Origin of the sequence: Haloarcula amylovorans (genome assembly GCF_004681185.1) — an archaeon.
Taxonomy (GTDB): domain Archaea; phylum Halobacteriota; class Halobacteria; order Halobacteriales; family Haloarculaceae; genus Haloarcula; species Haloarcula amylovorans.
On record NZ_SRIF01000001.1, the window covers coordinates 456,190 to 468,112 of the forward strand.

The following is an 11,923-nucleotide window of genomic DNA, read 5'->3' on the forward strand; positions in this document are numbered from 1 at the left end:
CAGGCGGTATCCGGTGGGTTTATACAAACACAGTTCTGAGTCTCGGACGTACATGAACAGGCGGGAGTTCGTCCGGACTGCAGGGGGTGCCGCAGGCGCTGCGGCGACCCTGGGGACCGCCGGCACGGCCGCTGCCCAAGAAGAGGGTGGCGGTGGCGGCGGCAACGGTTCGAGCGGTGGCGGCGGCAACACAGCTCCGGATTACGGCAACTGGTTCAGTAACGTCGGTAACTACTCCGGCCCCGGGAGTACGGTCGATCAGACCGGCAACAGCGAGGTCACCGTAGAGGTCGGGACCCAAGCCAACGGCGGTGCCTTCGGGTTCGGCCCGCCCGCAGTCCACGTCGACAACGGCGCGAAAGTTCTTTGGGAATGGACCGGGGAAGGCGGCGGCCACAACGTCGTCTCCCAGGGCGATGGCCCGCTGGATTCGGGGAGTGCAACGTCCAGTTCCGGGGTCAACTACGAGTACACCTTCGAGGAAGACGGTATCTACAAATACTACTGTAGCCCCCACCAGGGCAACGGGATGAAAGGTGCCATCGTCGTCGGGTCGGATTACCCCACGACGACCGTCGGCGGCGGAGTTCAGGAGGTTAACCCCCACGAGGCCGGTGTGCCGATCCAGCCCCACTTCGTCGGCTTCGGCGCGGGGCTAGCGGTCATCATCCCCCTCATCTTCACGTTCTTCCAGCTGAAATACGGTGAATCCCCGCACACCAGCGGAGGGAACAACTGATGGCCTCGGAAGGATCCACGTACGGTGATATCCACCGCTACGAACCGCCACGCGAGAGCACTGCCGCGGCAGTGGGAATCGTCCTGTTGACCCTCATCCAGATCGTCCTCGTCGGATTGTTCACCTACGGGATGCTCACCGGATGGGCGTCCGGAATCGGGACGACCCTGACGGTGCGTCTCATCGAGGCCAACATGTTCCTCGGCGGCGTCTTGACCGTCATCTTCCTCGACCTGGCGTTCGTCATGCTCCTGTATCGCAAGGAGTTCCTCCCCGACGTGATGATCGTCAAAAAGCGCCGCCGCAAGTGGGAGGACCTCTACGTCCGCCAGGACGAAGTCGACGGTACGACGATGGGCGGCGACAGCGGCGAACTCGTTGAGTCGATCAAACGCGCAGTCTACCCCTACTACTACAAAAAATAATGCCACTAGACGAAGACAAGTATCCAGCCGAAACCGGCCGCCGACGCTTCGTAAAGGGTGTCGTCGGAAGCGCCGCGCTCTCCAGCGTCGGCGTCGGTGGTGCCGCAGCCGTCAGCGCCACCACGGACGCCGCTGGGGAAGGTGGCGGGACGACCAACTTCGTTGCCGTCGAGAACGTCGATGGCCCCGCACCGCGCGGGATGCCCATCATCCCCATCACCATCGAAGGGGGCGAACTAACGGGTGTCTGGCCCGAATTCAGCGAAGAAGAGGGCGTCGCTATCGCGCAGGACTTTGGCGGGAGTGGCATCGACTACTCCTCGGCCTGGTTCCAGTACTGCGGCATCCAGAGTTCGCCGGGTATCTACCCGCAGGCAGAGCGAACCAACACCTTCCTCAACAGTCCGGGAAGTTTCGAGTGGCAGAGCGAGATCAGTGCAGGCGAACCCCTCACCGTCGATATGTTCGACGACTACAAAGAGTGGGGCAACGGCATCGGGAACGCCGGTGTCGGGAAGCCGGCTGGCGCGACGTGGCGTTCCGACGGCGGAGAGGAAGGCGTCCCAATTCAGATCATCCGCTCGGTCGAAGTCGAGAAAATGGCTAACGGTGAAGGGAAGTACAGCGAGCTTTCGGGCGACATTCAGAGCTTCATCTCTGAAGCCACCCAGAACGGGTTCATCGCCTGGCTGAACAAGTGTACGCACTTCTGTTGTGTCCCCGGGTTCAAGACGCAGGCCGGAAGCGCAAACTTCGGTGCCGCGAACATGATCTACTGTCAGTGCCACCAATCGGTGTACGACCCGTTCAGCCCGGTCAGAAAGCAGTTCGTCGCGCTCCCGCGACCCCCACAGGAAGAGTAGACAATGAGTCTCGAACGCAAAGACGAACACGACCACAACGGCTGGATGGAATCGCGCGAGCTGTCGCCGCTCGAATCCATCTACCTGACCACGCTCATCTGGCTCGACAAACGGCTCCGGGTCGTCGACTACCTGGAACTGCTAGAGGACCTCTATTACAAGGTCAACATGCAGATGCCGAAGAGCCACACCGAGCAGTACAACCTCGACAACAAGTTCTGGTACTGGTACCCGCTGTACGCGCTGGGGTCCTTTTCGACCATCGCGTACATCGTCGCCGCCATCTCCGGCGCGTTGCTCGGCTTTTACTACGCCCCAGCCGCCGCGGCCGCCGACGGGACGCCGACCATAGCGTACGACTCGGTGATGATAATCATGGGCCAGCTTAACCTCGGCTACTTCCTGCGTTCGGTCCACCGCTGGGCCGCGCAGGTGATGGTCGCCGCGGTGTTCCTGCACATGCTCCGTGTCTACTTCACAGGCGCGTACAAGGAACCCCGCGAACTCAACTGGCTCATCGGCATCATCCTCATCTCACTGACACTCGTGTTCGGGTACACGGGCTACCTGCTTCCGTGGAGTCAGCTGTCGTTCTGGGCCGGCCAGATCGGCGTCGAGATGTCGCTGTCCATCCCGCTCATCGGCGAGTGGGTCGCACAGCTACTGTTCGGCGGCTTCACCCTCTCACAGTCCACGCTACAACGGATGTACATCCTGCACGTGTTCTTCCTGCCGTTCATCACGACGGCACTCGTCGCCGTCCACATCGGCATCGTCTGGATGCAGGGCATCGCGGAACCACACTGATACCATGAGCGAAAACGACACCGACGACGACGTTCGCACAGACGGCTCGGGCGGCGGGATCGTCGCACCTGACGACGAGACGCCGACGTGGTCCGAGCGCAAGCAACGCAAACAGGGCCTCTCACGGCTCACCTACGAGTACTTCGAGCGAGCGCGACGCGAGGACCAAGACCTGCGCCAGCAATCCGATTACGTCGAACGCGACGTGCTCGGGTTCCCGGCTTGGCCCCACGAGATGATACGGAACCTCGCGCTGACGAGCTTCTTCGTCGGCATGATCCTGTTCCTCTCGGCGGCGCTCCCACCGGAGATGCCGAACCCGGCGAACTCGGGCGTGACGCCCGCCATTATCCTGCCGGACTGGTACCTCTACTGGTCGTTCGGCCTGCTAAAACTCGGCCCGCTCAATCCCGACTTGAGCATTCTGGGCGGGCAGAAGTTGATGGCCGACCGGACCTACGGTGTGTTGGCGAACGTGGTCGTCGTCGGCTTCGTCGCTATCGTTCCCTTCCTCAACAAGGGCTCTGCACGCCGTCCGGTCGAACAGCCGTTCTGGGCGGCCGTCGGGATGTCCGGCGTCATCTTCAGCTTCACTATCGCAGCGCTGTCCATCAAGAACCTCGTTCCGATGGACTCGAACCTGCTGTTCGATCTGACGTTCCTCGTCCCCATCGTCTCCGCGACCATCACCTACGCGGTGTTGAAGACGATGCGCGAGGGATACATGTTCGACCTTAATCGCCGATACTACCGGCTCAGGCCGCCGAAGTAACGGTATTCGATTTTTCGCCGCGATTCGTTGCGAGTCCGCAGGCCAACAGTATTGTAGCCTCAGCGTCACTTCTCTTATATGACTGATGTGGTCGTGGTAGACGGCGCTCGCACTGCACACGGTGCCCTGCTCGGGAAACTCTCGGAGCGTTCGACGACGGCGCTCGGGCGGGCCGCCGTCGAAGGGCTACTGGACCGTACCGGCGTCGACCACGCTGTCCCCGACTGGGTCTGTCTCGGCAACGCCGTCCAAGCGGGCGTCGGACAGGTGCCCGCGCGACAGGTCGTCGTCGACTCACCGTTGCCCGACGACTGCCCGGCGACGACGACCAACGAGGCGTCCGGGTCCGGCCTCCGGGCCATCGTGAACGCCGTCGACCGCATCGATGCGGGACGGGCCTCGGTGTGTCTCGCTGGCGGGATGGAGTCGATGTCGAACGCGCCGTACCTCGTCCGCGAGATGCGCGGCGGCCGCCGTCACGGGGACACGACGCTCGTGGACGCGATGATACACGACTCGCTGTGGGACAAGAACTACGACGCCCATATGGGAACGCTCACGGACCGTATCGCTGAGCGCTTCGACATCTCCAGAGAGGCGCAGGACGAGTACGCCCGGCGGAGCAACCACCGCGCCGCCGACGCCGTCGAGGAGGGCGTTTTCGAGCGGGAGATAGTGCCCGTCGACGTGGGCGATCATCTCGTCACCGAAGACGAGGGGCCACGCCCCGAGACGACCGTCGAGCAGTTGGCGAAACTCCCGCCGGCGTTCGGCGATGACGGGACGATAACGGCGGGCAACGCCTCGAAACTCGCCGACGGCGCGGGGGCGGTGTTGCTCGCCGACGCGGAGGCGGCCGACGCCGCGGGGATGGGACCGATGGCACACGTCGAGGACTACGCCGTCGCCTACCGCGACCCCGCGGAGTTCTCGCTGGCCGTCTGTGACGCCGTCTCGAAACTGCTCGACGAGAACGACCTTGCGGTCGCAGACGTGGATCACTTCGAACTCAACGAGGCCTTCGCCGCCCAGATGGTGTACGTCGCCGACGAACTCGACATCCCGCCGGAGAAACACAACCCGCTGGGCGGCGCGGTGGCGCTCGGCCACCCCATCGGCGCGAGCGGTGGCATCCTCGCGACGACGCTCGTCTACGCGATGGAGCGCGAGGATTTGGACAGGGGTGTAGTGGGGATGAGCGTCGGCGGCGGGGGCGCAATAGCGATGTCGTTGGTCCGGTAGTCTCGCCTGGCGGCGACGGGAGTGAGCGTCGGCGGTGGGGGCGCAATAGCGATGTCACTAATTCGGTAGTCTCGCCCGGCGGCGACTGCTCGCCGAACGCAGAAATCGGGAGCATTATCGGGACGGCACGCGCCTGCGAAGGTATGCCAGCATTCTCCACACGCGTCGAACAGGTGTCGATTTCGGGCATCCGCGAGGTGTTCGAGGCCGCCGGCGAGGACGCCATCAACCTCGGACTGGGCCAACCGGACTTTCCGACACCGGACCACGCCCGCGAGGCCGCCGTCACGGCCATCCGCGCCGGCGACGCCGACGCCTACACGTCGAATACGGGAACCGAGTCGCTGCGCGAGGCCATCGCCGAGAAGCACGCCCGAGACAACGACTTCGACGTCGACCCGAACGACGTCATCGCCACCTCCGGCGGAAGCGAGGCGCTGCACATCGCGCTAGAGGCCCACGTGAACGAAGGTGAGGAAGTACTCTTCCCAGACCCTGGCTTCGTCTCCTACGAGGCGCTGACCCACCTCGCCGGTGGGACGCCGAAACCGGTCGGGTTGCGAGATGACCTGACGATGGATCCGGGAGCCGTCGAGGACGCCATCACCGACGACACCGCAGCGTTCGTCGTCAACTCGCCGGCCAACCCTACCGGCGCGGTGCAGTCGCCCTCGGACATGCGTGAGTTCGCGCGCATCGCCGCTGAACACGACGTGCTCTGCATCTCTGACGAGGTGTACGAGAAGCAGGTGTTCGAGGGAGAGCACCGCTCGCCGGCGGCGTTCGACGAGACGGGCAGCGTCGTCGTCGTCAACGCCTGCTCGAAGGCCTATTCGATGACTGGGTGGCGACTCGGTTGGGTCACCGGGTCGAACGAGCGAATCGAGCGAATGTTGCGCGTCCACCAGTACGCACAGGCCTGTGCCTCCGCGCCCGCCCAGTACGCTGCCGAAGCCGCACTCACCGGGCCGCAGGAACAGGTCGCCGAGATGCGCGAGGCCTTCCAGCAGCGCCGCGACGTCCTCCTCGACGGCTTCGAGGAGATGGGACTGGCGTGTCCGACACCGAAGGGCGCGTTCTACGCGATGCCGAAGGTGCCCGATGGTTGGGTCGAGGAAGTCATCGACCGTGGCGTCATCGTCGTTCCAGGTGACGCCTTCGGCGAGAACGGCGACGGCTACGCCCGCATCTCCTACGCGACGGACATGGAGACGTTGAAAGAGGCCATCGACATCATGGCCGAAGCGACGGCCGCCGTGAAGTCGTAATCCGAACCGAGGCGCGGCGAAGCGTCATGTTCGTCGGGTCCGTAGTCGCACGTGATGAAACACCTCGCGCCGTCGAACGTCCCGGTCTACGAGACAGCCGACGAGCAACGGGCCATCTGGCACCGGTGTGCCGAACGCGGGCAACCCGTCATTGCCGTCCGGGACGCGACCCGCGGCCACATCGTCAAGTACGACCTCCAGCATCTCGACCGACAGCTCTCACCGTCAACCGTCCAGCAGTTACGCGACCGGGTTCGCTCGCGGCGGCCCTATCCGACCGGTACCGACCCGATCTCCGAGACCGAAGGCGTCGGCGGCGAGGCCGGTCCGGTGTCGGGGGAACTCCACGCGCCGACGGAAGCGGCCGCCCGCGAACTCGCCTCCCACATCTCGCAGTTCGTCTTAGACAGGGACAACTGGCAGTAGTTCGCTCCTAGCGAGGGGTATCCTGCGAGAGTTTTTCAGTCGTGCGACCCACGATACCGTATGGCAGTTGCCCGGCACGAATCGGGACCGCTCGCCGCGGGGCGGGCACTGGTCTCGCAGGTCCATCCGGTGTTCATGCTCCCACCGCTGGCCACGTCGCTATTCGGGGCGCTTCTCGCTGGCGAGGTCTCACTTTCCGTCGCGGCATTCCACGTCACCGCGATGTTTTTCGCCGTCTACACCGCTCACGTCAAGGACGGCTACGTAGACTTCCACGTCCGCGGCGAGGACGACGACCACCCGCTGACCGTCGGTGGCTGTCGGGCCGCCCTCGTCACCGCTGGTATCGGGTTCGCGTGCTGTACAGTGGGATTGTGGCTCCTCGCCGGACTCGGCGCGGCTCTGTTGACGCTACCGACGTGGGTCATCGGCTACGCGCACGCCCCCCAACTGGACCTCAACCCCGTCGGGGCGACGATGGGCTACCCCGCCGGTATCGCCCTCGCACTCCTCGGCGGCTACTACGCACAGGCGACAGCGCTCAGTCCCCGCGTCGTAGGGCTGGCCGTCGTCTTCCTCTGCCTGCTCACAGGTATCAAGGTAATCGACGACGAGAAGGACTACGACTACGACCGCTCCATCCAGAAACGCACCGTCGCCGTCGTACTGGGACCGGCGCGGGCCAGGCGATTCGCCCTCGCCCTATTGGTGGCGGCGATGGTCGGCGTCGTCGGCCTCGCGGTCGTACTTCCCGGAATCCCGCCGAGCGCCGCCGGTGCGGCCCTTGTCTTCGGCGTCGTCGCCGCCATCGCCCAACGCGCCGAGTCGGAACTGGCGACGATGCTGTTGATTCGAGGCTCGTACCTCTTTTTGGCCGTACTGGTCGCGGCGGTGTGGTTCCGACCGCTGGCGTGAACGGCGAGTGACCGCGACCCTGTCGCGCTCAGTTGTCGCTGACTATCTTGATAACTGACCCTTCTTCGAGTTCCTCCTCGTCACTGATTCGCATCCCCTTGCGGGCGTCGACGGCGTGGATGTAGCCGTCGCCGATGTCCGAGTGGACGGCGTAGGCGAGGTCTTTCGGCGTCGAGCTGCGCGGCAGGAGGAACGCGTCGGGGAGGACGTTCCCCTGGCCGTCAGTCCACTTTGTGTCGTTCTGGACCGGGTACGCCGTGATATGGTCCAGCAGATCGTAGACGGCGGTGTCCATCGACTGCTGGACGCCGGTGCCGCCGTACTCGGCCATCACCTCGCGGATGCGTTCTAGACCCTCGCGTTGCTGGTCGCTCAGGTCCCCGACGATTTCGAAATCCGGGTCACCGGGGTCGTAGCCGACCACGCCCGCCTCCGCGGCCTTCCGTAGCGCCAACTCGCCGTCGGCGGTGGCGGGGACTACTCTCTCGGCGGCCTCGCGGAGTCGTTCGACGTTGCCCTCGGGCGCGATATCGGCCTTGTTGGCGACGACGACGATGGGTTTCGTTCGGCGGCGAATCTCGCGGGCCAGCGCCTCGCGGTGGTCGTCGGTCCACGCGATGGGGTCATCGGGGTAGTCGAGGTCGCGCAGCGTGCGAGCAACGTCAAGTTCTGTCGCGCCGACGCCGGTCAGCATATCCACGAGCGCCTCGTCTAAGTCGAAATCGGGCGAGCGAGACTGTCGCTCGACGGACTCCCAGTTGCGGGAGACGATGCTCGCGAGCCAGAGGTCCATCTCCTCCTCGACGAAGTGCACGTCCTCGACCGGGTCGTGTTCGCCGACTTCGACCGGTTCGCCCTCCTCGTCGGTCCCGCCCGAGGCGTCGACGACGTTCAAGATGACGTCAGCGTTAGTGAGTTCGTCCAAGAACTGGTTGCCCAGCCCCCGCCCCTCGTGGGCACCCGGGACGAGACCAGCCACGTCGATGAGCTCGACGGGGACGTAGCGCTTGCCGTCGTGACAGTTGTCGTCGCCGCAGCGCTCCTCGCGGTCGAGACAGGGACAGTCAGTGCGGACGTGACTGACACCGCGGTTGGCGTCGATGGTCGTAAATGGGTAGTTGCCCACGTCCACGTCGGCCATCGTCGCCGCCTTGTAGAAGGTAGACTTCCCGGCGTTTGGCTTGCCGGCGAGTGCGATAGAGAGCATGCCACCGGCTACCGCACTCGTCGGGAAGGGGATTTCGGTCTACTCCGCTTGCGCGGTCTCTTCGGTGTCGTCCCCGTCCGAATCGTCATCGGCCGCAGTTCCCGCTGTTGCCTCCTCGTCGTTTGCCGTCTGTGTCTCCGTCGCGTCGGGCGTGTCGGTCGCGGTCGTCTCCTCGTCGGACGACTCCTCCGGCGCGGTCGAGGTGGTCTCCTCTGAGTCGTCTGTGGCCGAAGCGTCCGCGCTTTCTTCGTCGGTCACCGTCTCGCTTTCGTCCGTCGCGGCATCGTCGTCTCCCTCGCTGTCGTCTGCCGCCCCCTTGTCGGCCGCTTCGAGTTCCTCGGCCATCTCGGCCATCGCGGCGGCGGACTCGTCCGGCCGGGAGAGCACCTCGTTGGTGTGCATCCGCATCCCGTCGCGGGCGCGAATCTTCCCGTCGACGGTGGCGTTCTCGTGGAGCTCGACCGTCGACGCGGAGATGTCGCCCCAGATCTTCGCCCCGGGACCGACGCGGACGTCGCCGTTGCGGGTCGTCACGTCGCCTTTGATCTCGGTCCCCTTGCCGACGATTACGTCTTCGCGGCCGCGCAAACTGCCGAAGATCACGTTGTCACGGCCGACTTCCAGCGACTCGGCACGGATGTTGCCGTGGAGGCGGCAGTCGTCGCCGATGGTCGCGGGCGTCGAGACACGCCACGCGTCGTCGGAGACGCTGGCTCCCCGCGGGACGAGTATCGGCTTCTGGTCGTCGTCTTCGCCGAGCATCTCGTTTACGAGGTCCGCCGCCGCGTCGTCCTCGCCGATGCGGAGCAGCTGCGAGAGGTAGACGAACAGGAAGACGATGGTCGGCATCGGGTTGCGGATGACGATCCAGCCGTTGGCCTCGAAGCCGTTCTCGATGTCGACGTCGTCGCCGATATCGAGGTCGCCGGCGACGCGCAACTCCCCGCCGATGTGGACGCGTTCACCGATGTAGGCGTCCTCACCGACGAGGACGTTGTCCTCGACGTCACACCACATGTCGAGGCGGCAGTCGCCCTCGGCCTCGATATGACCGCCGAAGCGCACGCGTTCGTCGGCGATGACCGAGCGGCCGCGAACGCCGAATTCGATTGTGCTCTGCCCGCCGATGATGACGTCGCCGTCCGTGACGAGGTCGTGTTCCTCGACGGTGGTGCCGTCGGGGATGGCGAGTTCCGAGAGCGGGTCAGAGCCGAGTGGCACAGGCCATATAGTGGTACCGACGCTCTTAAACCCTGAGGCAGCGCACGACGTGCGTCTGCCGCACGTCTGACGCAGGATGCTGAGAGACTACACTTTTATTCGTCTCCCCCCTACGTCAGATATGACTGTTCTCTCGTTCGACGAGCAGGGTGTCGACGTCGTCTACGACGGAACCGAGTTCCGACTGGAGAAAGAACTCATCGAGGACGCGACACAGAAGTCCTACCCCGATGTGACCGACCACGAAGTCCTTCAGATTGTCGAACCCGACCCGGCGCTCTCCGGAGAGCCACAGCGCATCGCCGAGATCGTCGAGTGACTACCGCGTCCTCGGTCGGTTCTCACGAAGGAATAATATTCTCTCGAAGGAAAAGTAACGAAGATAGACAAAACCGCCGCCGTCTTGCGGTCCTCAGCCCGAAAAATCGTGGCAAAAACTCACACTGCCGGTAGGCATTTAAGTACCCAGAGCCTCACTGTGAGGTAATGTCAGACCCACGTGTCGCAGGGGCCGGTGTCACCTCCTTCGGGAAGCACCCCGAGCGGACCGGTCGTGATCTCTTCGCGGAGGCAGGGTTGGAGGCGCTGGACGCGTCGGGCGTCGATCCCGACGACGTCGATGCACTCTACTACGGGAACTTCATGGGCGAACTTGCCGAGCATCAGGGCCATCAGGGACCGCTGATGGCCGAGGCCATCGGACTGGACGTTCCGGCGACCCGTCTGGAGGCCGCCTGTGCTTCCGCTGGGGCCGCGATACGGGAGGCCGTCAAGAACCTCCGCAACGGTGAGCAAGACGTCGCCGTCGTCGGCGGGGCCGAACGGATGACCAACATCGGCACCGCCGCGGCGACGGACGCGCTGGCCATCGCCGCTGACGACCTCTACGAGATCCGCGCCGGGATGACGTTCCCCGGTGCGTACGCACTCATGGCGCGGTCGTACTTCGAACAGTACGGCGGCGAACACGAGGACCTCGCCCACATCGCGGTGAAGAACCACGAGCACGCGCTGGTCAACGAACACGCCCAGATTCAAAAGGAGATCACCGTCGAGGAGGCCGTCGACGCGCCGACGATCGCTAGCCCGCTCGGGCTGTACGACTCCTGTCCCATCACGGACGGCGCGGCCGCAGCAGTATTGACGACGGCCGAGTACGCCGAGGAGCACGGCCTGGACGCTCCGGTCGCGGTCACGGGGACCGGACAGGGCGGAGACAACCTTGCACTGCAGGACCGCCCGCATCTCGCACAGACCCCCGCCGCGGATAAGGCCGCAGACGAGGCTTACAGCGACGCGGGCATCGGTCCCGACGACGTGGACTTCGCGGAGGTCCACGATTGCTTCACCATCGCCGAGGTACTGGCTATCGAGTCGCTCGGCTTCTACGACCGCGGCGAAGGCATCCACGCCGCGACGAACGGGGAGACGGACCGCCACGGAGAGTTGCCAATCAACCTCTCGGGTGGCCTGAAGGCGAAGGGCCACCCCGTCGGCGCGACCGGTGTCGCGCAGCTGGCGACCATCGCGTGGGTCTTAGACGGCTCGCATCCCCGCGCCGACGCCGTCCCCGACGGCACCGTCGGCGTCGCCCACAACGCCGGCGGCACCGTCGCATCTACGACTGTTCACGTCTTGGAGGTGCGAGAATGACGGAAAAAGCTCCCGACGGCGCGTACGACGCATGGCTGAATGCCATCGAAAACGGCGAGGGTCATTACCTCGAATGCGAGAACGGTCACGGGTGGCTGCCGCCGAGGCGAGTCTGTCCCGTGTGTAGCTCCCGCGACTTGAGTGAGAAATCGCTCCCCGACAGCGGCGAGATTGCCTCGCATACGACTATTACCGTGCCAACGCCACAGTTCGAGGACGACGCGCCCTACGTGACCGCCATCGCGGACTTCGGGCCGGTCTCGGTGACGGGGCTCGTCCGTGGCGTGGACCCCGAGGAAGTGGCTATCGGCGACGTGGTCGGCGTCGAAGTCGGCGAGCGCGAGACAACCGGGGACCGGGCCGTCGTGTTCCGACCGCGATAATC

Annotated in this window: 14 protein-coding genes; 12 read left to right on the forward strand and 2 right to left on the reverse strand. The window is 64.8% G+C overall.

Annotation, left to right across the window (positions count from 1 at the left end; translation table 11 throughout):
• Positions 1–52 precede the first annotated feature (52 nt).
• The 9 genes from E4S61_RS02275 (at position 53) to E4S61_RS02315 (ending at position 7,457) form a co-directional block, all read left to right on the forward strand.
• Positions 53–739 (forward strand): halocyanin domain-containing protein, encoded by a 687-nt coding sequence (locus tag E4S61_RS02275; protein WP_135302281.1) that lies wholly within the window; start codon positions 53–55, stop codon positions 737–739.
• Positions 739–1,164 carry a DUF7318 family protein gene (locus E4S61_RS02280; protein ID WP_135302282.1) on the forward strand — a complete coding sequence of 142 codons (426 nt, stop codon included), beginning with the start codon at positions 739–741 and terminating at the stop codon, positions 1,162–1,164. Before E4S61_RS02275 ends, E4S61_RS02280 begins: the two co-directional genes overlap by 1 nt.
• Positions 1,164–2,027 carry a ubiquinol-cytochrome c reductase iron-sulfur subunit gene (locus tag E4S61_RS02285; protein ID WP_135302283.1) on the forward strand — a complete coding sequence of 288 codons (864 nt, stop codon included), beginning with the start codon at positions 1,164–1,166 and terminating at the stop codon, positions 2,025–2,027. Before E4S61_RS02280 ends, E4S61_RS02285 begins: the two co-directional genes overlap by 1 nt.
• 3 nt (positions 2,028–2,030) lie before the next feature.
• Entirely contained in the window at positions 2,031–2,834 is an 804-nt protein-coding gene (locus tag E4S61_RS02290) for a cytochrome b (RefSeq protein ID WP_135302284.1), read from the forward strand.
• Positions 2,835–2,838: 4 nt separating this feature from the next.
• Entirely contained in the window at positions 2,839–3,606 is a 768-nt protein-coding gene (locus E4S61_RS02295) for a cytochrome b family protein (RefSeq protein ID WP_135302285.1), read from the forward strand.
• A 78-nt stretch (positions 3,607–3,684) separates the two neighbouring features.
• Complete coding sequence (locus E4S61_RS02300) at positions 3,685–4,848, forward strand: thiolase family protein (protein ID WP_135302286.1); 1,164 nt, start codon at positions 3,685–3,687, stop codon at positions 4,846–4,848.
• A 143-nt stretch (positions 4,849–4,991) separates the two neighbouring features.
• Positions 4,992–6,116, forward strand: a complete 1,125-nt coding sequence (locus E4S61_RS02305; RefSeq protein ID WP_135302287.1) for a pyridoxal phosphate-dependent aminotransferase — start codon at positions 4,992–4,994, stop codon at positions 6,114–6,116.
• A gap of 54 nt (positions 6,117–6,170) precedes the next feature.
• Positions 6,171–6,542 carry a hypothetical protein gene (locus E4S61_RS02310; RefSeq protein ID WP_135302288.1) on the forward strand — a complete coding sequence of 124 codons (372 nt, stop codon included), beginning with the start codon at positions 6,171–6,173 and terminating at the stop codon, positions 6,540–6,542.
• 60 nt (positions 6,543–6,602) lie between these two features.
• Complete coding sequence (locus tag E4S61_RS02315; RefSeq protein WP_135302289.1) at positions 6,603–7,457, forward strand: UbiA family prenyltransferase; 855 nt, start codon at positions 6,603–6,605, stop codon at positions 7,455–7,457.
• A gap of 28 nt (positions 7,458–7,485) precedes the next feature.
• Here E4S61_RS02315 and E4S61_RS02320 read toward each other — a convergent pair whose 3' ends face one another.
• Together E4S61_RS02320 and E4S61_RS02325 are read right to left on the reverse strand one after the other, a co-directional pair.
• Complete coding sequence (locus E4S61_RS02320) at positions 7,486–8,664, reverse strand: redox-regulated ATPase YchF (RefSeq protein WP_135302290.1); 1,179 nt, start codon at positions 8,662–8,664, stop codon at positions 7,486–7,488.
• Between the two features lie 39 nt (positions 8,665–8,703).
• Positions 8,704–9,885, reverse strand: a complete 1,182-nt coding sequence (locus E4S61_RS02325; protein ID WP_135302291.1) for a polymer-forming cytoskeletal protein — start codon at positions 9,883–9,885, stop codon at positions 8,704–8,706.
• 121 nt (positions 9,886–10,006) lie between these two features.
• Between E4S61_RS02325 and E4S61_RS02330 the strand changes: the two genes are divergently transcribed.
• The 3 genes from E4S61_RS02330 (at position 10,007) to E4S61_RS02340 (ending at position 11,921) form a co-directional block, all read left to right on the forward strand.
• On the forward strand, positions 10,007–10,204 hold the full coding sequence (locus tag E4S61_RS02330) for a DUF5800 family protein (RefSeq protein ID WP_135302292.1): 198 nt from the start codon (positions 10,007–10,009) through the stop codon (positions 10,202–10,204).
• Positions 10,205–10,371: 167 nt separating this feature from the next.
• Entirely contained in the window at positions 10,372–11,538 is a 1,167-nt protein-coding gene (locus E4S61_RS02335) for a thiolase domain-containing protein (RefSeq protein WP_135302293.1), read from the forward strand.
• The gene (locus E4S61_RS02340) at positions 11,535–11,921 is read left to right on the forward strand and encodes a Zn-ribbon domain-containing OB-fold protein (protein ID WP_135302294.1); all 387 of its coding nucleotides are present in this window, start codon (positions 11,535–11,537) and stop codon (positions 11,919–11,921) included. The genes E4S61_RS02335 and E4S61_RS02340 overlap by 4 nt, the downstream gene beginning before the upstream one ends.
• The last annotated feature ends 2 nt before the right edge of the window (positions 11,922–11,923 follow it).